We start from the raw sequence: 24,581 nt of genomic DNA on the forward strand, positions 1-24,581 counted from the left end.
TCCCCATTCCGCGGGGGAAGGCTTTCCACGCGCGCCCCCCATGGCCGACCCCATCCGCCCACCAGAGTGAACGCGGACAGGAGCTGTCATGCCCGCAACCCAACACCCGGCGGCAAAACCGATACAAAGGACAAAAGCCGCCCCCGCGTCTCCATCCGCACTGCCGTCAGGTGATCCTATGATCGGTCGCATTCCCATTCTGGATATCCGCCCGCTGATCGACTGCGGCCGCCGCCCCGCCAAGGCGGTGGTGGACGAGACCTTCGAGGTCAGTGCCACCGTGTTCCGGGAGGGCCATGACGCGGTCAACGCCAATGTGGTCCTCCGGGATCCGTCCGGCCGCTCCGGCCCCTGGACCCCGATGCGTGAACTCACCCCCGGAACCGACCGCTGGGGCGCCGAGGTCACCCCCGGCGCGCCCGGCCGCTGGACGTACACGGTCGAGGCGTGGAGCGATCCGGTCGCCACCTGGCGCCATCACGCCCGCATCAAGATCCCGGCCGGGATCGACACCGATCTGGTCCTGGAGGAAGGGGCCCGGCTGCATGAGCGGGCCGCGGCCGGAGTGCCCAAGAACGACGGCCGGGAGGCGGTCCTGGCGGCCGTCGACGGGCTGCGCGACGAGCGCCGCCCGGTGGCCGACCGGCTCGCCGCCGCCCTCGCGCCCGATGTGACCGCGGCCCTCGACCGCCACCCGCTGCGGGAGTTGGTCAGCTCCTCGCGCCCCATGCCGCTCCAGGTGGACCGGGAGCGCGCGCTGTTCGGCTCCTGGTACGAGCTCTTCCCGCGCTCGGAGGGCGCCAAGGTGTCCGAGGGGCGGCGGCCGGTCAGCGGCACCCTGCGCACCGCCGCCGAGCGGCTGCCCGCGATCGCCGCCGCGGGCTTCGACGTGGTCTATCTGCCGCCGATCCACCCCATCGGCACCGCCTTCCGCAAGGGCCCCAACAACACCCTCTCCGCGGGCCCCTTCGACGTGGGCTCGCCCTGGGCCATCGGCTCGGCCGACGGCGGCCATGACGCGATCCACCCCGACCTCGGCACCTTCGAGGACTTCGACCACTTCGTGGCGCGCGCCCGGGAGCTGCGCATGGAGGTGGCGCTGGACTTCGCGCTCCAGTGCTCCCCGGACCACCCCTGGGTCTCCCAGCACCCCGAGTGGTTCCACCAGCGCGCCGACGGCACCATCGCGTACGCCGAGAACCCGCCCAAGAAGTACCAGGACATCTTTCCCGTAGCCTTCGACCGGGACTTCCCCGGGCTGGTCCGGGAGGCCGAGCGGGTGCTGCGCTTCTGGATGGCGCGCGGGGTGCGGATCTTCCGGGTGGACAATCCGCACACCAAGCCGGTGGTCTTCTGGGAGAAGGTGCTCGGCGACATCCACCGCTCCGACCCCGATGTCCTCTTCCTCTCCGAGGCGTTCACCCGCCCGGCGATGCTCAACGCCCTCGGCGCGGTCGGCTTCCACCAGTCGTACACCTACTTCACCTGGCGGAACACCAAGCAGGAGCTCACCGACTACCTCACCGAGCTGTCGGGGGACGCGGCCGCCTGGATGCGGCCCAACTTCTTCGTCAACACCCCCGACATCCTGCACGCCTACCTCCAGGAGGGCGGCCGCCCCGCCTTCGAGGTGCGGGCCGTGCTCGCCGCCACCCTCTCCCCCACCTGGGGCGTCTACGCGGGCTACGAACTGTGCGAGGGCACCCCGGTGCGCCCCGGCAGCGAGGAGTACCTGGACTCGGAGAAGTACCAGCTGCGGCCGCGCGACTGGGCGGCGGCCGAGCGCGAGGGAAGAACGATCACCCCGCTGCTCGCCCGGCTGAACCGGGTGCGCCGCCGCCATCCCGCCCTCCGCCGGCTGCGCAACCTCAGATTCCACCACGCCGACAACGATTCCGTCATCGTCTACTCCAAGCGCGCGGGCGACTCGTGTGTGGTCACGGTCGTCAACCTCGACCCTCACCACACCCAGGAGGCGACGGTCTCGTTGAACATGCCGGAACTCGGCCTCGAGTGGCATGAGTCCGTCCCGGTGCGCGACGAGCTCACCGGCGAGACCTATCACTGGGGCAGGGACAACTATGTGCGCCTGGAGCCGGGGCGGGATATGGCTCCGGCGCATGTGCTGTCCCTGCGACCGTCCTCACCGATCGGAGGGTCACCCACAACATGATCGTCAACGAGCCCGTACCGGACACATTCGAGGACACGCCCGCGGGCGACCGCGATCCCGACTGGTTCAAGCGCGCGGTCTTCTACGAGGTCCTGGTCCGCTCCTTCCAGGACAGCAACGGCGACGGCGTCGGCGACCTCAGGGGCCTGACGGCCAAGCTGGACTATCTGCAGTGGCTGGGCGTGGACTGCCTGTGGCTGCCGCCGTTCTTCGCCTCACCGCTGCGCGACGGCGGCTATGACGTCTCGGACTACACCGCCGTGCTGCCGGAGTTCGGGGACCTCGCGGACTTCGTGGAGTTCGTCGACGCCGCTCATCAGCGCGGAATGCGCGTGATCATTGACTTTGTCATGAACCACACGAGTGACCAGCATCCGTGGTTCCAGGAGTCCCGCGGCGACCCGGACGGACCGTATGGCGACTACTACGTCTGGGCCGACGACGACAAGCAGTACCAGGACGCGCGGATCATCTTCGTCGACACCGAGACCTCCAACTGGACCTTTGATCCGGTACGTAAGCAGTACTACTGGCACCGCTTCTTCTCGCACCAGCCGGACCTCAACTTCGAGAACCCCGCCGTCCAGGAGGAGGTACTGGCCGCCCTGCGCTTCTGGCTGGACCTGGGCATCGACGGATTCCGGCTCGACGCCGTCCCATATCTGTATGCCGAGGAGGGCACCGACTGCGAGAACCTGCCCCGGACACATGAGATGCTCAGGCGCGTCCGGGCCGAGATCGACGCCCACTATCCGGACACCGTGCTGCTGGCCGAGGCCAATCAGTGGCCGGAGGACGTCGTCGACTACTTCGGCGACTTCTCGGCGGGCGGCGACGAATGCCATATGGCCTTCCACTTCCCGGTGATGCCGCGCATCTTCATGGCCGTGCGGCGCGAGTCCCGCTACCCGGTCTCGGAGATCCTCGCCAAGACCCCTGCCATCCCCTCCGGCTGTCAGTGGGGCATCTTTCTGCGCAACCACGACGAGCTGACGCTGGAGATGGTCACCGACGAAGAGCGCGACTACATGTACGCGGAGTACGCCAAGGATCCGAGAATGCGGGCCAACATCGGCATCCGCAGACGACTGGCGCCCCTGCTGGACAACGACCGCAACCAGATCGAGCTGTTCACCGCGCTGCTGCTGTCCCTGCCCGGCTCGCCGATCCTCTACTACGGCGACGAGATCGGCATGGGCGACAACATCTGGCTCGGCGACCGCGACGCCGTGCGCACCCCCATGCAGTGGACCCCCGACCGGAACGCGGGCTTCTCCTCCTGCGATCCGGGGCGGCTGTTCCTGCCGACCATCATGGACCCGGTGTACGGCTATCAGGTCACCAATGTCGAGGCGGCCATGAGCAGCCCGTCCTCGCTGCTGCACTGGACCCGCCGGATGATCGAGATCCGTAAGCAGAACCCCGCCTTCGGGCTCGGCTCCTTCACCGAGCTGCCGTCCTCCAACCCGGCCGTCCTCGCCTTCCTGCGCGAGGCCCCGAGGACCCGGGACGGCGAGGACGACCTGGTGCTGTGCGTGAACAACTTCTCGCGCTTCGCCCAGCCCACCGAGCTGGACCTGCAGTCCTTCGCCGGCCGCCATCCGGTCGAACTGATCGGCGGGGTCCGCTTCCCGGCCATCGGCGAGCTGCCGTATCTGCTCACCCTGGCCGGGCACGGCTTCTACTGGTTCCGGCTGCGGCGCGGCGAAACGGCGGGGCACTGGGCCGACCGCGTCAGCTGAGCGATGCTTTCCCCTCCCCGCCCCTTCCCTCAACTGGGGCTCCGCCCCAGACCCCGCTCCTCAATCGCCGGACGGGCTGAAAATCAGCCCGTCCGGCGATTGAGGACACGCCCGAAGGGCGTCCGGGGTCCAGGGGCGGAGCCCCATGGTTCGGGAAGGGGCGGGGAGGGGGAAGCACCTATATGCGGCTCCGCCGTGTGGTTTCGGCCGGGCACGGCCTTCACTCGTCCGTCCGCGTCCATCTCGGGCGCGTACGGGCGTTTTCGACCCCCTGTCATGGGCACTCTGTACTCACACCGTCACCGACGGGCCCGATGGCGTTCACCGGGCTCGCCGTACGGACGATCCTCGCCCGACACGTCCCGCACCGTCGCACAGTCAATGCCGCAATCCGGGACACTTTGCCCTGATCTGTCGTGTGCCCGGGGAAAGGACGCGACGCCATGCCGGAAGCTCCGCTCTCCCGGGGGGCACATCACCCGCCGACCGCCGTACCGCGGGACCAGCCCCCACCGGCCGCGGCCCGCACCACCGCGGCCGCGGGCCCGCCCGGGCTGCTCACCTCGCTCGCGCCACTGCTCGCCGAGTGGCTGCCCCGGCAGCGCTGGTTCGCGGGCAAGGGCCGTCCCGTCAGCGGCTTCGCGCTGGTCTCCGCGACCGAGCTGCTGCCGTGGCGGGCGAGCGGCGGCACGCCGGGGCTGCTCCATCTGCTGATCCGCGCCCAGCAGCCGGAGCCGCCCGGCCACCGGCACGGCTTCGGCTGCGGCCACCGGCGCGGGGCGGCGGCCAGCGACTGCTACCAGCTCCTGCTCGGGGCGCGCCCCGCCCTGCCGCCGCCGCTCGCCCCCGCGCTCATCGGCCGGCCCAGCGGCGGGCCGCTGGACGGGCAGACGGTGTACGAGGCGCTGGCCGACCCCCGGCTCACCACGCTGCTGCTGGAGCGGCTGCGGATGCCCGGACGGCTCGGCCCCTTGCGCTTCGTACGGGAGCCCTCCACCGCCATCCCGTCCGCGCTCGCGCCCCGGGTGATGACCGCGGAGCAGTCCAACTCCTCGGTGGTTTACGGCGATACGTTTATTCTCAAGCTCTTCCGGCGGGTCAGCCCCGGCACCAACCCGGACCTCGAACTCCCCCTCGCGCTCGCCCGCACCGGCTGCCCCCGGGTGCCCGCGCCCGCCGCCTGGTTCGAGGCCGAGCCCCCGGCCGAAGCCGCCGGGCCACGGCCGGAGCCGTTCACCCTGGGGGTGCTCCAGCCCTTCCTGGCCGGTTCCCGGGACGGCTGGCAGCTGGCGCTTGACGCCCTGGCCGCCGACGGCGACTTCACCGACGCCGCCCGCGCGCTGGGGCACGCCACCGCCGAGGTCCATCTGGCCATGGCCCGCGCGCTGCCCACCTCCGTGCTGCGCCGCCCGCAGATCGAGCATCTCGCCGCCGCGATGAGCGAACGGCTCGACTCGGCCGCCGCCGCGGTGCCCGCCCTCCAGCCGTACCGCACCGCACTGCACGGGGCGTACGAGGACTTGGCCGCGCTGGGGCGCGCGGGCCGCACCTGGGCGGCCCAGCGCATCCATGGCGATCTGCACCTGGGGCAGGCGCTGCTCACGGGAAACGGCGGGGACGGCGGGGACGGCGGCGGAGCAGGCGGGCGGTGGTCGCTCATCGACTTCGAGGGCGAGCCGTCCCGTCCGCTGGCCGAGCGGCGCCGCCCGCAGCCACCGGTGCGCGACATCGCGGGCATGCTGCGGTCCTTCGACTACGCGGCGGCCGTAGGACGCCATGAGCACCCGCAGCAGTGGGCGGGCCGCACCCGCGCCGCGTACTGCGCGGGCTACGCGGAGGCGTCCGGCACCGATCCGCGCGACGAACCGGAGCTGCTGCGCGCCCACGAGACGGACAAGGCCGTCTACGAGGTGCTCTACGAGGCGCGGCACCGCCCCGACTGGCTGTCCGTCCCGATGACCGCGATCCACCGCCTGGCCGCCACCCGCGCCTGACCCCGGGCCGGACCGGGGCGGCCCGCCCCGGCCCGGCCCCCTTGCCCGCCGTTCCCTCCGACACCTCCGACACCTCCGGGAGGACCACCCCGTGACCGCACGACCGCCGTCCGGCCAGTACCCGTCCGACGAGGGACCGGGCCACGCGCCCGCCGCCACCGGCGCCACAACCGGCCCGGCGGTCCCGGACACGTTCCTCTCCGGCCACCCCCATCCGCCCGGGCATCCGGGCTCCGAGGCCCGGGTGTCCTACGGCTCACCGCCCGTGCCCCGGGCGTCCCGCGCGGGCAAGGAGCGGCAGGAGGAGGACGGCGCCGTGGGCGGGCCGTCGCGGGTGGCCGGGCGGCCCGTGGCCGGGGGCGGCGCGGGCCCCGACGACGTGATGGAGGACGAGCGCGGGGTGCGGGCCGCGCCCTCGCTCGGGGAGGAGGACCGGCGGCGGCTGCTGGCCGGGGCGCATCACGATCCGCACGCGGTGCTCGGCGCCCACCCCGTGCCCGGCGGGGTGCTGTTCCGGGCCCTGCGCCCGTACGCCCGGTCGGTGACCGTCGCCGCCGCCGGGCTGCGCGCCCGGCTGCGGGCCGAGGGGGACGGGCTGTTCTCCGGGGTGCTGCCGCTGCGGGAGGTCCCGGACTACCGGCTGGTGGTGGCGTACGAGGACGCCGAGCTGGAGCTGCACGACCCGTACCGCTTCCTGCCCGCCATCGGCGAACTCGACCTGCATCTGATCGGCGAGGGCCGCCACGAGGAGCTGTGGCGGGCGCTCGGCGCGCGGCCGATGACCCACCAGGGTGTGGCCGGCACTCGCTTCACCGTATGGGCGCCCAACGCCCTCGGGGTGCGGCTGACCGGCGACTTCACCTATTGGGACGGCACCGCGCTGCCCATGCGCTCGCTCGGCGGCAGCGGCGTGTGGGAGCTGTTCCTGCCCGGCGTCGGCGAGGGCGCGCTCTACAAGTTCGAGATCGCCCGGCCCGACGGCGGCCACTCCCTGCGCGCCGATCCGATGGCGCGGCGCACCGAGTGCCCGCCCGCCACCGCCTCCGTCGTCCACGCCTCGCACCACGACTGGGGCGATGAGGCGTGGATGGCGGGCCGGGCGGGCGGCCGCGTCCACGAGCTGCCGTTCTCCGTCTACGAGGTGCATCTGCCGTCCTGGCGGCCGGGGCTGACGTACCGGCAGCTCGCCGAGCAGCTCCCGGCGTACGTCAAGGACCTGGGGTTCACCCATGTCGAGCTGATGCCGGTGGCCGAGCACCCCTTCGGCGGCTCCTGGGGCTACCAGGTGACCGGCTTCTACGCGCCCACGGCCCGGCTCGGCACCCCCGACGACTTCAAGTACCTGGTGGACGCGCTGCACCGGGCGGGCATCGGGGTCATCGTGGACTGGGTGCCCGCGCACTTCCCGAAGGACGCCTGGGCGCTGGCGGAGTTCGACGGCCGTCCGCTGTACGAGCCCGCCGATCCGCAGCGGGCCGCGCACCCCGACTGGGGCACGCTGGAGTTCGACTACGGGCGGACGGAGGTGCGCAACTTCCTGGTGGCGAACGCGGTCTACTGGTGCGAGGAGTTCCACATCGACGGTCTGCGCGTGGACGCCGTCGCCTCCATGCTCTACCTCGACTACTCCCGCGAGCCCGGCCAGTGGACGCCCAACGCGCACGGCGGGCGGGAGAACCTGGACGCGGTCGCCTTCCTCCAGGAGATGAACGCGACCGTCTACCGCCGCTGCCCGGGCGTGGTCACCATCGCCGAGGAGTCGACCGCGTGGGACGGGGTCACCCGCGCCACCCACCATGTGGGCCCCAGCGGCTTCGGCGGCCTCGGCTTCGGGCTGAAGTGGAACATGGGGTGGATGCACGACTCGCTGGCCTATCTCGCGCATGAGCCGGTGCACCGCGCCTATCACCACCACGAGATGACGTTCTCGATGGTGTACGCGTACAGCGAGAACTACGTGCTGCCGATCTCGCACGACGAGGTGGTGCACGGCAAGCGGGCCCTGGTGTCGAAGATGCCCGGCGACTGGTGGCAGCAGCGCGCCACCCACCGCGCCTACCTCGGCTTCATGTGGGCCCACCCGGGCAAGCAACTGCTGTTCATGGGCCAGGAGTTCGCGCAGGGCGCCGAGTGGTCGGAGGCGCACGGTCCCGACTGGTGGCTGCTGGACCCGTCGTACTCCGCCGAGCCCGACCACCGGGGCGTCCGCGATCTGGTCCGCGACCTCAACCAGGCGTACGCGGCCACGCCCGCGCTGTGGCAGCGGGACACCGACCCCGAGGGCTTCTCCTGGATCGAGGGCGATGCCCGCGAGGACAACGTCTTCGCCTTCCTCCGCTACGACGCCGACGGCTCCCCGCTGCTGGCCATCAGCAACTTCTCCCCGGTGGTCCGCCATGAGTACCGCGTCGGGACGCCGGAGGCGGTGCCGGTGTGGCGCGAGGTGCTGAACACCGACGACCGGCGCTACGGCGGCGGTGGCGTGGTCAACGCCGAGCCGCTGAAGGCCGAGCCCACGGGGTGGCACGGCCGTCCGGCCTCCATCCTGCCGGTGCTGCCACCGCTGGGAACGATCTGGCTGCGGCCCGCCTGAGCCATCCCGCTTCAGCCGAACCGCCCGATCCGTACGCCTCGTCAGCCGTCGGTCCCGCCCAGCCCGGTGAGGCCGTCCCGGACCCGGTGGGCGTCGGGGTGGCCGAGGGAGTCGAACCGGGTCAGGGCCCGCTGCCAGCTGCGGCGGGCCCCGGCCGGGTCCCCGGCGGCGAGCTGGGCGCTGCCGAGCCGGTGCAGGGACTCCGCCTCCCGGACCCGCTCACCGCGGCCGCGCCGCAGGTCCACCGCGTGCCGGTAGCAGCTGATGGCCTGCTGGTGGTCGCCGACGTGCTGATGGGCGTAGCCGAGGCTGTCCCAGGCGGCGGACTCCCCGCGCCTGTCCCCCGCCTGCCGCAGCATGGTCAGCGCCTTCTCGCAGTGGACGAGGGTCTGCTGGAAGTCGCCCAGCATGGCGTACGCCCAGCCGACGTTGTTCAGGGCGTACGCCTCGCCGCTGCGGTGGCCCGCCGCCCGGTACAGCTTCAGGGCGCGCAGCGCGTGGTGCAGCCCCTCGTCATGGCGCCCCTCCCGCTCACTGGCGAGGTTGAGCGCGCCATGGGCCAGGGCCTGGCCGACGGCGTTGCCGGTCTCGCCGTGCAGGTTCAGGGCGCGCACCAGATGGCCGCGGGCCCGGTCGTAGCGCCCCATCCGCAGATCGGCCAGGCCCAGGGCATAGCAGGAGTGGGCCTGGCCGACGAGGTCGCGGATGCGGTGGGCCGAGCCCAGGGCGATCCGGTGCACGGTGCGCTGGTCGTGCCAGTGGCCCCGCTGGTCCAGGAACTCCGTGAGCGACCAGGCCAGTTGCCAGGTGTGGGTCTCGAATCCGGCCTCCGCGGCCTCCTGAAGGGCCGCCATCAGCGCCGGATAGGTGACGATGAACCAGAGCAGCGCCTGGCCGTGCCCCGCGAACTCGCCGACGCTGACACCGGGCCTGACCGGCTCGACCGTGATCGGCTCCCGGTGCGGGGTGAAGGCCCTCCCGGCGGCCACGGCGGTGTGCAGATAGTGGTCGAGCATCCGGTGCAGCGCGGTGCGGCGCTCCTCCTGCGCGTCGTACGCCTGGGTGAGCTCCATGGCGTAGGCGCGCAGCAGATCGTGGAAGCCATACTGACCGGGGGCGCGCTCGGTGATCAGATGCGCCCGGGTCAGCTGGATCAGCAGCCGGCGGGCCTGCGGCACCGGGATCCCCACCAGGCTGGCGGCCGCGGGGGCCGCGATGTCGGGTCCCGGGTGTACGCCCAGCAGCCGGAACAGCCGGGCGGCGTCGGCGCCCAGGGTGTGGTACGACCAGGAGAAGACGGCCCGGACATCGGTGGTGGCGTCCCCGCCCTCGAACGCGTCGAGGCTGCCGCGGGCGTCGCGCAGCTCCCCGGCGAGCGCCTCCAGGCCGAAACGGGGGTGGGTGGCGGCGCGGGCGGCCACGATGGCGAGCGCGAGCGGCAGCCCGGCGCACACCGTGATGACCTCCTCCACGGCCTCGGGTTCGGCGGCCACCCGCTCGCCGCCCACCCGGCTGATCAGCAGTTCGCGCGCCTCGTCGCGGTCGAGCAGATCCAGCGGCAGCGGCTGGGCCTGCTCGGCGACGACCAGGCTGGTGAGCTCGTTACGGCTGGTCAGCACCACCAGACAGCCGGGGGAACCCGGCAGCAGGGGCCGCACCTGCTCGGCGTCCCGGGCGTTGTCGAGCAGGATCAGCATCCGGCGGTCGGCCAGCAGGCTCCGGTACAGCGCGGTCTGCGCCTCCAGGGTCGCGGGGATCCGGTGGGCGGGCACCTGGAAGGCGTCCAGGAAGCCCCGTACGGCCTCGGCGACGGTCATGGCCGAGTCGGTGGGGCCGAAGCCGCGCAGATTCACATAGAGCTGGCCGTCGGGGAACCGGTCGCGGACGCGGTGGGCCCAGTGCACCGCGAGGGTCGTCTTGCCGAGGCCGCCGCTGCCCGCGATCACGGTGATCCTCGCGGCCGTGGACGCCCGTCCCCCGCCCTCGCCCGTGCCGACGGGCAGCAGGGCGTCCAGCCCGGCCAGTTCGCGCTCACGGCCCGTGAAGTGGGCGACATCGGAGGGGAGTTGCTGGGGTACGGCGGTGACGACGGTGATCTGCTCGGGGGCGGTGGCGGGCATGCCCGAGGGCTCGGCGGCGGGTTCAGCGGCGGGTTCGGGGGCCTCGTCGGCGGCCGGGATGCCCTCCGGGGCGGGCGCGAGGGCCGGGGCGGGTGCCGCGTCGGGCGGCACCGGCGCCGCGGGAGCGCTCCCGTATGCGCCGGACGGCCCGGAGGCATCCACGGAACGGCCGTCCCTGACGTCTTGACTGTCCCGCCCGTCCCGGCTGTCCCTGCCGTCCCTGCCGTCCCGGCTGTCCTCGAGTGCCTGCCGGTGGAGCCGCTGCAGCTCGTCGCCGGGCTCGATGCCCAGCTCCTCCACGTACCGCCGGCGGGTGGAGCGGAACAGCGCGAGCGCGTCGGCCCGCCTGCCACAGCGCCGTAGCGCCTCCATCAGCAGCGCCACCGAGCGTTCCCGCAAGGGGTGTTCGGCCACCAGGGCGGACAGCTCCGCGGCGGCCTCGTGGTGGCGTCCGGAACGCAGATCGATCGCGGCGCACTCCTCGACCGCCGCACGCCGCTCCTCCTCCAGACCGGCGCCCAGGGTCTCGGGCAGCCAGCCGCCCGCGACATCCGCCAGCGCGGGCCCGCGCCACAGCATGAGCGCGGCGCGCAGCAGCTCCCCGGCCCGTGCCTCGGCGGCCACGGCGGCCTCGGGCTCCCCGGTGACCCCGGCGTCCTTGGGAGTCTCCCGCGCGGCCCGCACCAGATCGCGGAACCGGTGCAGATCGACCTGCTCACGCGCGACGGTGAGGGAATAGCCCTTCGCCGACGTCGTCAACTCGGCCCCGGGCAGGGCGGACAGGATCCGCCGCAGCTTGGAAATCTGTACCTGTACGGCGTTTCGCGCGGACCCCGGCGGGTCCTCGCCCCATACTGCCAACACCAGCCTGTCGACGGACACCACGCGGCCGGAGGCCATCAGCAGCATCGCCAGAACGGACCGCTGTTGTGCGGCGGTCGGCCCCAGGAGACGCTCGCCCTGCCATATTCCGACCGGTCCCAACAGGCGAAACTCGGTCCCATCCACACACTGCCCCCGTTGGTACCAGAGATTTCACTGTGACCACTTGGAAGCCTACCCACGGGTTCGGGTCAGCGAGGCATCAGCGGGATATCAGCGGCTCGTAGCACCCTACGAGTGTTCGAGGGTCCCACGGGCACCAGAAGCTCTCCCCGGTCACCGCTGACGGCGGCGGCCGGACCGGAACTCTCCGGTCTCCGGGCCCTCTTCCGACGATGAACGGGGGACGGTATGGCAGTGAGGTGCCGGGGAGGCGGCTCATGACCACCGCAGGAGGAACACGGAGCACACCACGGATCGGCGAACTCGTCTACGACCTCGAACGCGGGGCCATGGGCCGGGTCGCCTACGTGGACACCGGCGGGAACATCGCCTGGGTCAAACCCCTGCGCGAGGGCCCCGAGTGGACGGCCCTGCCGGAACAACTGCGCCGCGCGCCGGACGGCGAGCGGTAGGGCGCCTTCGGCGCCGAGGACCAGCCGAGTACCGCCAAGAGGCCCTTGGCGGCCGGGCCGATGCCGGCGTCTCGCGTCTTCCAACGGGGGGAAGACGCGGGGCGCCATTCGTCGTGTCCACCACGCCATGCGCCCCGGGCCCGTGAAACGCGCACGGCCCTGCCCCGATTCAGGAGGGCAGGGCCGCGTTGCGCGTGGGGTGTCAGGCGTTCACGTGCTCCTTCGCCGTGTCACCGTCACGCCGCTCGGGGAGGGACTTGCCCTCGGCCGCCTCGGAGTCGTCGGCGGCCGGACCGTGACCGCCACCGCTGCGGGCGAAGCTCTCCGCGTCGAACGGCAGCCGTCCGGCGAGGACTTCGTTCATCCGCTCCTTGTCGATCTCCTTGGTCCAGGTGCCGACCAGGACGGTCGCGACCGCGTTGCCCGCGAAGTTGGTGAGGGCGCGGGCCTCGCTCATGAAGCGGTCGATGCCGACGATCAGGCCGACGCCGTCCACGAGTTCGGGCCGGTGCGACTGGAGACCGCCCGCCAGCGTCGCCATGCCCGCGCCGGTCACACCGGCGGCGCCCTTCGACGCGACGATCATGAAGACGAGGAGCGATATCTGCTGGCCTATGGAGAGCGGGTCGCCCATGGCCTGCGCGATGAACAGCGAGGCCATCGTCAGGTAGATGGCGGTGCCGTCCAGGTTGAAGGAGTAGCCCGTGGGGACGGTGATACCGGCGACCGGCCTGCTGACGCCCGCGTGCTCCATCTTCGCGATCAGCAGCGGCAGCGCCGACTCGGAGGAGGACGTCGACAGGATCAGCAGGAACTCCCGCGCCAGGTACTTCAGCAGCAGGAAGATATTGATGCCCGCGACCAGCCGCAGGATCGTCCCGAGGACGAGGAACACGAAGAGCGCACAGGTCACATAGAAGCCGATCATGATGACCGCGAGCGCCTTGAGCGCGTCCAGGCCGGTCTCGCCGACCACGGCGGCGATCGCGCCGAAGGCACCGACCGGGGCGGCCCACATGACCATCGACAGCAGCTTGAAGACGAGCTGCTGTATGTGGCCTATGCCGCGCAGCACCGGGTCGCCCGCCTTGCCCATCGCCTGGAGGGCGAAGCCCGTGAGGAGGGCCACGAACAGGGTCTGCAACACCTGCTCCTGGGAGAAGGCGGAGACCAGCGTCGTCGGGATGATCCCGAGCAGGAAGTCCGCCGTCGACTCGGAGCCGCCCTCGGCCTGGCTCTGCCCGGCCTGGGCCGCCTCATGGCTCATGTGCAGGCCGCTGCCGGGGTCGAGGAAGTTGCCGACGACCAGGCCGATCGCGAGGGCCACGGTCGACATCACCATGAAGTAGCCGAGCGCCAGACCGCCGACCGCGCCGACCTTGGCCGCCTTGCGCACCGAGCCGACCCCGAGCACGATCGTGCAGAAGATGATCGGCGAGATCAGCATCTTGATGAGGTTGACGAAGCCTTCGCCGATGGGCTTGAGCTCCACCGCCACATCGGGGGCCACGAAGCCCACGAGGATGCCGAGCGCCACCGCGCCGATGACGGCGAGGTAGAGGTAGTGAATCCTTTCTTTCTTCGGCTTCGTCCCATCCGGTTCCGTACGCCCGGATGCGGGCGGCGTGGTGTCCGCAGCCACGGTGCTGCCTCCTTCTTTTCTGCCGTCCAACTGTCCCGGCGCTGTACTGTGTGCGGCTCGCACACCGCCTTGAACGGTCCCGGCGACTATGCCCCAGCCTGTGACGGGGGTCACCCTTCCGTTCATTTCGTTCACACAAAGATGCGTGTGCAGACTGATGGCCATGCGCATCCCCCACCCCCGGAGCCTGGCGGGCCAGCTGTTCGCGATGCAGGTCGTGCTGGTCGCCGCCCTGGTGGCCGGGTGTGCCGTCTTCGCCTACGTCACCGACCGGGAGCAGGCGGTGGTGGCCGCGCGGCAGCGGGCGACCGCCGCCGCGGTGGCCGTCGCCGACTCCCCGTCGGTCGCCGAGGCCGCGCGGTCCGAGGACCCCACGGCCCGGCTCCAGCCGTACGCGGAGAAGGTGCGCCGGGACACCGGCGTCACCTTCGTCACGATCATGGATACCCACGGGGTGCGCTGGGCGCACCCCGATCCGCGACAGATCGGCGCCACCTATCTCGGCCACATCAAGCCCGCGCTGCGCGGCCGGATCTTCGACGAGACGTACACCGGCACGCTCGGCTCCTCCGTGCGCGTGGTCGCCCCGGTGCGCGACGCCCGCGCCGACGACCGGATCACCGCGCTGGTCAGCGCGGGCATAACCGTGGACACCATCAGCGCCCAGGTGCGCCGGCAGCTGCTCGCGCTGCTCGGCGTGGCGGCGGCGGCGCTCGCGCTGGGCGGCCTGTGCGCGTATGTGATCAACGCCCGGCTGCGCCGCCATACGCACGGGATGAACGCGGCCGAGCTGAGCCGGATGCACGACTACCACCAGGCCGCGCTGCACGCCGTGCGCGAGGGGCTGCTGATGCTCGACGGCCAGCGGCGGATCGCGCTGATCAACGACGGCGGGCGGGAGCTGCTCGGCCTGCCCGAGGACTCCGTGGGCCGCTACGTCTCCGGCCTGGGCCTGCCACCCGCGCTGACCGGCGCCCTGCTGGCCACCGAGCCGCGCGTGGACGAGCTGCATCTGACCGCGGAGCGGGTCGTGGTCGTCAACACCTCGCCGGTGAGCAGCGGTGAGCAGCGCGGCACGGTCGTCACGCTGCGCGACCACACCGAGCTCCAGGCGCTCTCCGGCGAGCTGGACTCGGTACGCGGCTTCGCGGAGGCGCTGCGCTCCCAGGCCCATGAGGCCGCGAATCGGCTGCATGCCGTCGTCTCGCTGATCGAACTGGGCCGGGAGGACGAGGCGGTCGACTTCGCCACCGCCGAGCTGGAGCTGGCCCAGGCGCTGACCGACCAGGTGGTGGCGGCCGTCGCCGAGCCCGTCCTGGCCGCCCTGCTGCTGGGCAAGGCGGCCCAGGCCAGTGAGCGCGGCGTCGAGCTCGTCCTGGCTCCCGACAGCCGTATCGACGACGGCGTCCTCCCACCCGGCCTGCCCGCCCGCGACCTGGTGACCATCCTCGGCAACCTCATCGACAACGCCACGGACGCGGCCGCCGAGGGCGTCGGCAACGAGTCGGCCCCGCGCAGCGCCCGCGTCACGGTCACCGCCCGCACGGACGCCGGCGAGCTGACCCTGCGCGTGTCGGACACCGGCGCCGGGCTCGACCCGGCGGCGGCCGAGGAGGTCTTCCGCCGCGGCTGGAGCACGAAGTCCCCGGGCCGCGGCATCGGCCTGGCCCTGGTCCAGCAGGCCACCCGCCGCAACGCGGGCACGGTCGAGGTCACCACCTCCCCGGACGGCGGCGCCGAATTCACCGCCCGCCTCCCCCTGACAACCCCGGCCGCCACGCCTTGAGCCCCGCGTCGAGTGGAGCCGCCCCGACCGGCCGCCCGGCGGCAACGGGGGCGGGGGCGAGCGCCCGGCACCCCGGCGCGGGGCCGCCACCGAACCACCCCGCTGAGGGCGGGGTCAGGCGAGCCCGGCAGGACGAGCCCACCGGATGCCCGCACCCGCCGCCGGACGGCCGCCGGGGCCGAGGTGCGGCCACCCCGGGCGGGGTGCCGCCTTCACGCCGCTCCGCCGGGGCGGGCATGTCCGGCCGTACACGGGCAGGCCCGGCTGGACGGCCGGATGCCTCGCTCGGCATCCGGCGGGCGCGGCTGCGTCGGATGGGGCCCGCGCCATCCCGCCCGGCCCGGCCGCCGACGGCCATATCCGGCCGTCCGGGAGCGGGGGTCCGGGGGCGGAGGCCCCGGGAGACAGGGCGTAGGGGAATCGTCACCGTAGGGATCTGGCCACTTGCGGTTACCCTCCGTAAATTGGACCCCTGAGCTTCTGTGTGCACCGCGTTTCGACCGCGTTTCGAGAGGAATCCGTTCATGAGCCCCCCGCAGGCGAGACCGGGGGATCCGGCGCCGATCCGGGTTCTCGTCGTCGAAGACGACCCCGTCGCGGCGGACGCGCACCGGATGTACGTCGAGCGCGTTCCCGGCTTCGCCGTCGTCGGGGCGGCGCGCAGTGGCGGGGACGCGCAGCGGTTGCTGGAGCGGACGCCCGCCGACCTGCTGCTGCTGGACCTCTACCTCCCCGACGGGCACGGCCTCCAGCTCGTACGGGCGCTGCGCGCGGCCGGGAACGGGGCGGATGTGATCGCGGTCACCTCGGCCCGGGACCTCGCGGTGGTCCGTGACGGGGTCTCCCTCGGGGTCGTGCAGTACGTGCTGAAACCGTTCACCTTCTCCACCCTCCGGGACCGCCTCCTCCGGTACGCCGAGTTCCGCGCGACCGCTGGCGAGGCCAGCGGGCAGGACGAGGTGGACCGGGCGCTGGCCGCGCTGCGGGCGCCGCAGCCCGCCGCGATGCCGAAGGGGCTGACCCAGGCCACCCTCCACGCCGTCACCGAAGCGCTGCGCGGCGCGGAGGAGGAGGGCATCTCGGCCGCGGCCACCGCCGAGACCGTGGGGATCTCCCGGATCACCGCCCGCCGCTATCTGGAGCACCTGGTGGAGGCGGGGCGCGCCGCCCGCGCCCCGCACTACGGGCAGATCGGACGGCCCGAGCTGCTGTACCGCTGGCTCAGCGAGCACTAGGAGCTACCAGCTGGAACCCGCCGCGGCGGTCGCTCGATGTCTGCCATGCGGCGCTTACATCAGGACATGCACGGCAGTGCTGCCCAGGTCCACGCCTACGTTTGCGGAATGAATTGTTCCCCGAGCGTCGCCCCCTTGGCGCCGACGGCAGACAGCAAGCGGCGTCCGCTCCTCGGCCCCAGTTGGTTCGCGGCCGTGATGGGCACCGGCATCGTCGCCAATGCGGCGGTCACCCTGCCATGGAGCTTCCACCTGCTGCGGACCGCCGCCACGGTGGTCTGGCTGGGCGCCGCGCTCCTGCTGGTCCTGCTGGCCGTCGGTTACCTGCGGCAGCGGGCGCTGCGGTCGCACGCCGGTGATCCGGTGACGGCCCAGTTCTTCGGCGCGCCGCCGATGGCGCTGCTCACGGTGGGTTCCGGGGCGCTGCTGCTCGGCCGCTCGCTGATCGGGACCGAGACGGCGCTGGACGTGGCCTGGGTGCTGTGGTCGCTCGGCACCGTGCTCGGTCTTGTCACGGCCTGCACGGTGCCCTATCTGATGGTCACCCGGCACCGCTTCACGCCGGACGCGGCGTTCGGGGGCTGGCTGATGCCGGTGGTGCCGCCAATGGTCTCGGCCGCGACGGGCGCGCTGCTCGTGCCTCACGCACCGGCGGGGCAGTCGCGGCTCGCTCTGCTGCTGGGCTGCTACGCCATGCTCGGACTGGGCCTGGTCGCCGCACTGCTGGTGCTGGCCATGATTTACGGCCGTCTGGTGCACCATGAGGCCCCCACCGGAACGGTGGTGCCCACGGTGTGGATCGGGGTGGGGGCGTTGAGCCAGTCGGTGACGGCGCTCGGCGCGCTGGCGACGGTGGCGCCGAGCGCGCTGCCCGCACCCTATGCGCGGGGCGCCGAGGTGTTCGCGCTGCTGGGCGGGATCGTGGTGTGGGGCTTCACCATGCTGTGGGTGGCGCTGGCCACAGGACTGACGATACGGACGATCCGGGCCGGGCTGCCGTTCGCGCCCACGTGGTGGTCTTTCATCTTCCCGGTCGGCGCCTGCGTGACGGCCACCAGCGCCCTCGCGGCACGGACCGGTTCGCAGATGTTCGTCTGGATCGCGGTGGCGTTCTATGGGCTGCTCGTCATCGCCTGGGTGGTGGTGACCGGCCACTCCCTGCGTCATGCCGCCAGGCACCTCCTGCTCGACCCGGCAGGCGACATGTCCTGATGTGCTGCCTTTATGGCACATTCACCGGTCTTTCTCAGCTTTCCAACTGTTTTAGCGTGGATGGCATGACACAGTCGTATGAGCTGGAATTCGGCCTCAACGAATGGCTTGTCGAGGAGCAGCACGAGCGGTATCTGCACGACCCGGGCTCGGTCGACCAAGCGTGGCGGGACCTCTTCACCTCTTCCACCCCCGTGACGGGCCGGGAGCGTCACGACTCCAGCACGATGAGTGATCGTGCGGTCAAGGCGGTCCGCGTCGCGGCACTCATCCACGCCTATCGCGTGCGCGGACATCTGATGGCCGACACCGATCCGCTCACGGCGGAGCGGAGGGGCTCGCATCCGGAGCTCGACATCACGGCATTCGGGCTCGGCGACGAGGACCTGGAGCGGACGTTCGCCGTCGACGGCTTCGCCGGGCAGGTCACCATGTCCCTTCGCGACGTTCTGCGGGTCCTGCGGGAGTCCTACTGCGGGAGCGTCGGCACCCAGTACATGCACATCCAAAGCTCCGAAGAACGTCGCTGGGTCCAGCGGCGGATCGAATCACCTCGCCCCGAGGCGGACCGCGCCGAACAATTGCAGATCCTCTACCGGCTGGGCGCGGCGGAGGCCCTCGAGACGTTCCTTCACACCAAATACGTGGGCCAGAAACGGTATTCGCTCGAAGGCGGCGAGTCCGCGATCGTGCTGCTGGACGCCCTGCTGCACCGCTCCATCAAGGCCGGGGTGACGGAGGCCGTCATCGGTATGGCACACCGCGGCCGGCTCAATGTGCTCGCCAACATCGTCGGCAAGTCCTATGCGGAGATATTCCACGAGTTCGACGACGCGGTGGACATCCGGTCGGTCCAGGGATCCGGGGATGTGAAGTACCACCTCGGTGCCGAGGGGACCTATCGGGCCCTGAGCGGGGGCACCATCGCCGTCTCCGTCGTGGCGAACCCCTCGCATCTGGAGATCGTGGGGCCGGTGGCCCAGGGAGTGGTCCGCGCCAAGCAGGAGGTGGCCGCGGACGGTGCCGACACCTTCCCCGTCCTGCCCATCGTCGTCCACGGGGATGCCGCGTTCGCCGGTCAGGGTGTGGTCGGCGAGACGCTGAACATGTCACAGCTGCCCGGCTACCGCACCGGGGGGACGGTCCACATCGTCATCAACAACCAGCTCGGCTTCACGACCTCACCCGCCTACGGCCGTACGAGCGGCTACGCCACCGATGCGGCACGGACCATCGAAGCCCCGATCTTCCACGTCAACGGAGACGACCCCGAGGCCGTCGTCCGTATCGCACGGCTGGCCTTCGACTACCGTCAGGCGTTCCACAAGGACGTGGTCATCGATCTGATCTGCTACCGGCGCCACGGCCACAGCGAGGTCGACGACCCATCCATTACGCAGCCGGCGATGTATGACCGCATCGTCGCCAGACCTTCGGTGCGCAAGCTGTACGCCGAGGCGCTGATCCGCCGGGGAGACATCAGCGAACGGCAGGTGGAAGGCGCCCTCCGGAACTACCGGGAACGCCTCGAGCGTGCCTTCGTCGAGACCCAGGCGCTTTCCGTTCCCGGCCGCTCACCGGCACGCGTCGTTCCCGGGGACGCCGGAGACACCGGAGACGCCGGAGACGCCGAGGACGCGGCCGTCGCTCAAGCGCCCACCGCGATCACCGAGGCGACCGCCCGGCATGTGATCGCGGCCCAGACCAGTCCGCCACAGGACTTCACCGTGCACCCGCGCGTACTGCCGCAGCTGCGCCGACGTGCCGCGATGCTGGACGCGGGAACGATCGACTGGGCCACCGCGGAAACCCTCGCCATCGGCTCCCTGTTGCTGGACGGGGTTCCGGTACGGCTGGCCGGGCAGGACTCCCGCCGCGGCACGTTCGGGCAACGGCACGTCGTGCTCACCGACCGGCGCACCGGCGTGGAGTACACACCGCTGAGCTCCCTCGGCGCGCCGGCCGCGGGCTTCGCGCCCTACGACTCGATGCTGTCCGAACTGGCGGCACTGGCCTTCGAATACGGCTACTCCGTGGCACGGCCCGACGCTCTGGTGCTGTGGGAGGCGCAGTTCGGCGACTTCGCCAATGGCGCCCAGACCGTCGTCGACGAGTACATCGCGTCATCCGAACAGAAATGGGGGCAGCGCTCCGGGGTGACGCTGCTGCTGCCGCACGGCCTGGAGGGGCAGGGACCGGACCACTCCTCGGCCAGGGTCGAGCGGTTCCTCCAACTGTGTGCGCGGGGGAACATGAGCGTCGCCATGCCCTCCCTGCCCGGCAACTACTTCCACCTGCTCAGGCAGCAAGCGCTCGGTGAGCGCGAACGCAGAAGGCCACTGGTCGTGTTCACTCCGAAGTCGATGCTGCGGTTGAAGGCGGCCACCTCCGCGCTGACGGAGCTCACCACGGGTGCGTTCCGTGCGGTCCTGCCGGATGAGACGGCCGATGCCGCCCGGACCGGGCGCGTGCTGGTGTGCTCGGGCAAGGTCTTCTACGACCTGGACGCCCACCGGCGAAGCTCGAACCTGCCGGACACCGCGATCGTCCGCGTGGAGCGTCTCTACCCGTTCCCGGAGCGGGAGCTCGGCGCGGAACTCGCCCGTTTCCCCGCCGGCGCCGAGGTGCGGTGGGTGCAAGAGGAGCCGGAGAACCAAGGCGCCTGGTCCTTCGTGGAGCCGCGGGTGCGGCGGCCGGCGAACCGTCCCATCGGATGCGTCAGCCGACCGCCGGCGCCGGCCCCGGCCGTGGGCTCCGCCCGGCGGCACGCCGCCGAGCAGAAGGATCTTGTGGCATCCGCTTTCCGCTGACCACGCGGCCTGCCAAGCCGCGGAAGGGCCCGGCACGCCTCGGCTACGGCGAGTCGGCTTCGGACGCCGAATCCTCCGCGCCCACGCCGGTCGTGCGGAAACTGGTCCGGTAGGCACCGGGCGTCACATCCAGGTGTCGCACGAACGCTCTGCGCATCGACTCCGGCGAGCCGAACCCGGTACGCCGCGCCACCACCGTCATGGCGTCATCACCCGTCTCCAGCAGCACCCGGGCGGCCTCCAACCGGACCTGCTCCACATACCGGGCCGGAGTGGTTCCCACCTCTTCGTCGAAGAGCCGGGTCACATGGCGGACGCTGACGCCCGCCCTGCGCGCCATGGCCGACAGGGTGTGGTTGGCCCCGGGGTTCTCGGCGACCTCGTCCAGCACCCGGCGGAGGGTCTCCCGATGGGAGTGCGGGACCTGGGAGCGGACGCTGAACTGGGACTGGCTCCCCGGTCGTTGCATGAAGACGACCATGTCCTTGGCAACCGCCCGAGCGACCTCCGCACCGTAGTGATCTTCGACGAGCGCCAGGGAGAGGTCGATGCCCGCGCTGACCCCCGCCGAGGTCATCATGCGCCCGTCCCGCACGAAGATGGCGTCCGGTTTGACCCGCACGGAGGGAAAACGTGAGGCCAGCTGGTGTGACTGCCGCCAGTGCGTCGCGGCGCGACGCCCGTCCAGCAGTCCGGCCGCCGCCAGCAGAAACGCCCCCGTGCACACCGATGCCGTGCAGCGGGCCTTCTCATGCAGTCGCCGGACGACGTCCAGCAGCGCATCGTCCTTGATCAGCGTTTCCCATTCCGGACCGCCCGGGATCACCAGAACGTCGCACGGCTCACGCACATCATCGACACGCAGGTCGGCACCGAGGCGGGTCCCGGCGGAGGTGATCACCTCCGCCCCGTCCTCGGACGCGGTCCGCACCCGATAGCGCCCGCCGAACTCGTTCGCCGATGCGAAGACCTCGATGGGGCCGGTCACATCGAGCAGCCGCACCCCCGGGAAGACGAACACCGTCACGGTGAGCGGGCCCTTTCCAGGGCGCCTGTGGTTCATCGGATGCCTCCGGGCCATACGCGGACCTGCGGTCATTATCCGCCTCCGACCCGTACCGCGGCTATGACCGGCATCCTCCCTGCTGGGAGGCGCGTCCTCCCAGGCGCCCGCGAGCCCAATAGGAAAGTTTCCTATCCGACGTCTTGTCGCGGCCATGCCGCCTCGCTAGGTTCAGCCTCGCTCGACTTCCTCCCACCCCCCACCCAGGAGGCTCCATCAGCCATGCCTCTTTCCAAGCCGACGCACCGCAGACTCGCCCTCGCCGCCGCCATCGGCCTGCTCGCCGCGGGCGCCACCACGGCGGCCACCGCACAGGCGGCGCCGCGGGCGGCGCACACCGCCGCCGCCCCCAGTGGGCTCAACGGGCCGTATCTGTACCTGGGTTGGGGCTCCCCGCCCAAGGCCACGGACGTCATGTCGGCCACCGGTATCCAGCAGTTCACGATGGCCTTCATGCTGTCCGACGGCGGCTGCAACCCCAAGTGGGACGGCTCCCGCGCGCTCACCGGCGGCAACGACCAGTCGACGATCAACTCCATCCGCTCTGCGGGCGGCGATGTCACCGTCTCCTTCGGCGGCTGGAGCGGTAACAAGCTGGGCGAGAAGTGCTCCTCCGCGTCCGCGCTCGCCGGCGCGTACCAGAAGGTCATCGACGCCTACAAACTCAAGTCGATCGACATCGACATCGAGTCGACCGAGTTCGAGAACGCCACGGTCCGCCAGCGCGTGATCGACGCGCTCAAGACGGTCAAGCAGAAGAACAGCGGCATCAAGGTGTACATCACCTTCGGCACCACCACGAGCGGCCCCGATTCCAACGGCAAGGACCTGGTCAAGCGCGGTGCCACGGCCGGGCTCGACGTGGACGGCTGGGCGGTCATGCCGTTCGACTTCGGCCAGGGCTCGATCGACATGGCGGCGGCCACCAAGTCCGCGGTGGACGGCCTGAAGAACACGGTGGCGAGCGCGTACGGCCTCTCCTCCGACGCCGCCTACCGCAAGGTCGGCTTCTCCTCGATGAACGGCAAGACCGACGTCGCGGGCGAGACCATATCCCTGAACAACTTCAAGGACATGGTCTCCTACGCCAAGGGCCACCACCTGGCCCGCGTCAGCTTCTGGTCGCTCAACCGCGACCGCAAGTGCGGCTCCGGTACGGACGGGGACGCGTGCAGCGGTATCAACCAGGGCACGTACGACTTCACCAAGGCGCTCGCGGGCTACAACGGATGACACCGGGCTGAGCCGCGTCCCGTTCCGCGCGAGGTGGCGGCGATCGATCAAGTGACCATCCAGGTCACGGGGATTGACCTTCCGTTGAAGCCGACCTTACGGTCAGCCCGCAGCCCACAGAGGCCAGCAAGGAGGTCGTGCCCGTGCGCCCCACCGCCCCACTGATCCTCGCCGCCACCCTCGCCGCCACCGCCGGACTCACATCCTGCGGTGGCGGTTCGGGCAGCGACCCGGACACCGTCAAGGTCGCCTACAACCGCTCCACCGACAACAAGATCCGCTTCAAGGACAACCATCTGGCCGAGGTCAAGAAGCAGTTCGAGAAGGCCAACCCCGGCAAGAAGGTCAAGCTGATCCCGATCCAGGCGCAGGACAACGACTACGCCACCAAGGTCCAGCAGATGATGCGGTCCCCGAAGACCGCCCCGGACCTGGTCTACGAGGACACCTTCCGGATCAACTCCGACATCAAGGCGGGCTATCTGCGCCCCCTCGACGACTATCTGGCCAAGTGGAAGACCTGGGACCAGTTCGTCGACACCGCCAAGGCCGCGGCCAAGGCCGAGGACGGCAAGACGTACGGCGTCCCGGACGGCACCGACACCCGCGGCCTGTGGTTCAACAAGAAGATCTTCGCCAAGGCCGGGCTGCCCGCCGACTGGTCCCCCAAGAACTGGAACGAGATCCTCGCGGCGGCGCGCACGATCAAGAAGAAGGTCCCCGGCGTCACCCCGCTCAACGTCTACACCGGCAAGGCGCCGGGCGAGACCTCCGTGATGCAGGGCTTCGAGATGCTGCTGTACGGCACGGGCGAGGCCGGCGGGAACCCGCTCTACGACCCCGGCGCCAAGAAGTGGGTCACCGGCGGCAAGGGGTTCAGCGACGCCCTCGGCTTTCTCAAGACCGTCTACTCCGAGAAGCTGGGCCCGGACATCTCCGACGCCCTCGACCCCAACGTGGGCACCACCGTCTACAGCGAATGGCTGCCCCAGGGCAAGCTGGCCATCGCCCTCGACGGCTCCTGGCTGGGCCAGAACTGGCTGAAGACCGGCGGCAAGCCGTGGCCCGAGTGGTCCAAGACCCTCGGCCAGGCCCCGATGCCCACGCAGCACGGCCAGGCGCCCGGCAAGGTCAGCATGTCCGGCGGCTGGACGTGGGCGATCACCGCGAAGTCCAAGAACCCGGATCTGGCCTGGAAGTTCATCGAGCAGCTCCAGACCAAGGACAACGCGGTCACCTGGGACATCGTCGACGCGCAGATCGCGGTCCGCAAGGACGTCGCGCAGGACCCGAAGTACACCTCGTCCATGCCCGGGATCACCTTCTTCACGGGCCTGGTGAAGAACACCCACTACCGCCCCACCACCCCCGTCTATCCGCAGGTCTCCACGGCGATCGGCGAGGCGATGGAGGCCGCGACCACGGGTGACACCTCACCCGAGAAGGCCGCGAAGTCCTACGACGACCAGCTGAAGTCCATCGCCGACGGCGCCACCGTGGCGGCGGGCGGCCAGGGCTGAG

Annotated in this window: 14 protein-coding genes; 11 read left to right on the forward strand and 3 right to left on the reverse strand. The window is 71.3% G+C overall.

Annotation, left to right across the window (positions count from 1 at the left end):
- Positions 1-178: 178 nt before the first annotated feature.
- The 4 genes from ACMTAK_RS17395 to glgB all read left to right on the forward strand — a co-directional run bounded on the left by ACMTAK_RS17395 (position 179) and on the right by glgB (position 8,502).
- On the forward strand, positions 179-2,173 hold the full coding sequence (locus ACMTAK_RS17395; protein ID WP_413807075.1) for an alpha-1,4-glucan--maltose-1-phosphate maltosyltransferase: 1,995 nt from the start codon (positions 179-181) through the stop codon (positions 2,171-2,173).
- Positions 2,170-3,915 (forward strand): maltose alpha-D-glucosyltransferase, encoded by a 1,746-nt coding sequence (gene treS / locus ACMTAK_RS17400; protein ID WP_413807076.1) that lies wholly within the window; start codon positions 2,170-2,172, stop codon positions 3,913-3,915. The genes ACMTAK_RS17395 and treS overlap by 4 nt, the downstream gene beginning before the upstream one ends.
- Before the next feature lie 443 nt (positions 3,916-4,358).
- A complete protein-coding gene (locus tag ACMTAK_RS17405; protein WP_413807077.1) occupies positions 4,359-5,909 on the forward strand; it encodes a maltokinase N-terminal cap-like domain-containing protein in 1,551 nt (516 codons plus the stop codon).
- A 382-nt stretch (positions 5,910-6,291) separates the two neighbouring features.
- On the forward strand, positions 6,292-8,502 hold the full coding sequence (gene glgB, locus ACMTAK_RS17410) for a 1,4-alpha-glucan branching enzyme (RefSeq protein WP_413812922.1): 2,211 nt from the start codon (positions 6,292-6,294) through the stop codon (positions 8,500-8,502).
- A 41-nt stretch (positions 8,503-8,543) separates the two neighbouring features.
- Here glgB and ACMTAK_RS17415 read toward each other — a convergent pair whose 3' ends face one another.
- Positions 8,544-11,606 (reverse strand): AfsR/SARP family transcriptional regulator, encoded by a 3,063-nt coding sequence (locus tag ACMTAK_RS17415; RefSeq protein WP_413807078.1) that lies wholly within the window; start codon positions 11,604-11,606, stop codon positions 8,544-8,546.
- Between the two features lie 278 nt (positions 11,607-11,884).
- Here ACMTAK_RS17415 and ACMTAK_RS17420 point away from each other — a divergent pair, with 278 nt between their 5' ends.
- Positions 11,885-12,079, forward strand: a complete 195-nt coding sequence (locus ACMTAK_RS17420) for a hypothetical protein (RefSeq protein WP_191065479.1) — start codon at positions 11,885-11,887, stop codon at positions 12,077-12,079.
- Positions 12,080-12,281: 202 nt separating this feature from the next.
- Here the strand turns inward: ACMTAK_RS17420 and ACMTAK_RS17425 are convergent, their stop codons facing one another.
- Positions 12,282-13,721: a cation:dicarboxylate symporter family transporter gene (locus tag ACMTAK_RS17425; RefSeq protein ID WP_413807079.1), complete on the reverse strand. Its 1,440-nt coding sequence runs from the start codon at positions 13,719-13,721 to the stop codon at positions 12,282-12,284.
- Between the two features lie 163 nt (positions 13,722-13,884).
- Between ACMTAK_RS17425 and ACMTAK_RS17430 the strand changes: the two genes are divergently transcribed.
- The 4 genes from ACMTAK_RS17430 to ACMTAK_RS17445 all read left to right on the forward strand — a co-directional run bounded on the left by ACMTAK_RS17430 (position 13,885) and on the right by ACMTAK_RS17445 (position 20,764).
- Positions 13,885-15,507, forward strand: coding sequence for a sensor histidine kinase (locus ACMTAK_RS17430; RefSeq protein ID WP_413807080.1), 1,623 nt, complete (start codon positions 13,885-13,887; stop codon positions 15,505-15,507).
- Between the two features lie 524 nt (positions 15,508-16,031).
- On the forward strand, positions 16,032-16,742 hold the full coding sequence (locus ACMTAK_RS17435) for a response regulator (RefSeq protein WP_138917617.1): 711 nt from the start codon (positions 16,032-16,034) through the stop codon (positions 16,740-16,742).
- 135 nt (positions 16,743-16,877) lie between these two features.
- On the forward strand, positions 16,878-17,954 hold the full coding sequence (locus ACMTAK_RS17440) for a TDT family transporter (protein WP_413807081.1): 1,077 nt from the start codon (positions 16,878-16,880) through the stop codon (positions 17,952-17,954).
- The gene (locus ACMTAK_RS17445) at positions 17,954-20,764 is read left to right on the forward strand and encodes a multifunctional oxoglutarate decarboxylase/oxoglutarate dehydrogenase thiamine pyrophosphate-binding subunit/dihydrolipoyllysine-residue succinyltransferase subunit (protein ID WP_413807082.1); all 2,811 of its coding nucleotides are present in this window, start codon (positions 17,954-17,956) and stop codon (positions 20,762-20,764) included. Before ACMTAK_RS17440 ends, ACMTAK_RS17445 begins: the two co-directional genes overlap by 1 nt.
- A 43-nt stretch (positions 20,765-20,807) precedes the next feature.
- Here ACMTAK_RS17445 and ACMTAK_RS17450 read toward each other — a convergent pair whose 3' ends face one another.
- Entirely contained in the window at positions 20,808-21,827 is a 1,020-nt protein-coding gene (locus tag ACMTAK_RS17450; RefSeq protein WP_413807083.1) for a GlxA family transcriptional regulator, read from the reverse strand.
- A gap of 222 nt (positions 21,828-22,049) precedes the next feature.
- Here ACMTAK_RS17450 and ACMTAK_RS17455 point away from each other — a divergent pair, with 222 nt between their 5' ends.
- Positions 22,050-23,060 (forward strand): chitinase, encoded by a 1,011-nt coding sequence (locus tag ACMTAK_RS17455; RefSeq protein ID WP_413807084.1) that lies wholly within the window; start codon positions 22,050-22,052, stop codon positions 23,058-23,060.
- A gap of 143 nt (positions 23,061-23,203) precedes the next feature.
- Positions 23,204-24,580 (forward strand): ABC transporter substrate-binding protein, encoded by a 1,377-nt coding sequence (locus tag ACMTAK_RS17460; RefSeq protein WP_413807085.1) that lies wholly within the window; start codon positions 23,204-23,206, stop codon positions 24,578-24,580.
- Position 24,581: the final 1 nt, after the last annotated feature.

The sequence above is a fragment of the Streptomyces lacaronensis genome, from assembly GCF_047337785.1.
GTDB lineage: Bacteria > Actinomycetota > Actinomycetes > Streptomycetales > Streptomycetaceae > Streptomyces > Streptomyces lycopersici.

Bases quoted from the DNA above. Each gene is read 5' to 3' on its own strand.
- ACMTAK_RS17395 (WP_413807075.1), top strand. From the start codon at position 179: ATGATCGGTCGCATTCCCATTCTGGATATCCGCCCGCTGATCGACTGC.
- treS (WP_413807076.1), top strand. From the start codon at position 2,170: ATGATCGTCAACGAGCCCGTACCGGACACATTCGAGGACACGCCCGCG.
- ACMTAK_RS17405 (WP_413807077.1), top strand. From the start codon at position 4,359: ATGCCGGAAGCTCCGCTCTCCCGGGGGGCACATCACCCGCCGACCGCC.
- glgB (WP_413812922.1), top strand. From the start codon at position 6,292: ATGGAGGACGAGCGCGGGGTGCGGGCCGCGCCCTCGCTCGGGGAGGAG.
- ACMTAK_RS17420 (WP_191065479.1), top strand. From the start codon at position 11,885: ATGACCACCGCAGGAGGAACACGGAGCACACCACGGATCGGCGAACTC.
- ACMTAK_RS17430 (WP_413807080.1), top strand. From the start codon at position 13,885: ATGCGCATCCCCCACCCCCGGAGCCTGGCGGGCCAGCTGTTCGCGATG.
- ACMTAK_RS17435 (WP_138917617.1), top strand. From the start codon at position 16,032: ATGAGCCCCCCGCAGGCGAGACCGGGGGATCCGGCGCCGATCCGGGTT.
- ACMTAK_RS17445 (WP_413807082.1), top strand. From the start codon at position 17,954: ATGTGCTGCCTTTATGGCACATTCACCGGTCTTTCTCAGCTTTCCAAC.
- ACMTAK_RS17450 (WP_413807083.1), bottom strand. From the start codon at position 21,827: ATGAACCACAGGCGCCCTGGAAAGGGCCCGCTCACCGTGACGGTGTTC.
- ACMTAK_RS17455 (WP_413807084.1), top strand. From the start codon at position 22,050: ATGCCTCTTTCCAAGCCGACGCACCGCAGACTCGCCCTCGCCGCCGCC.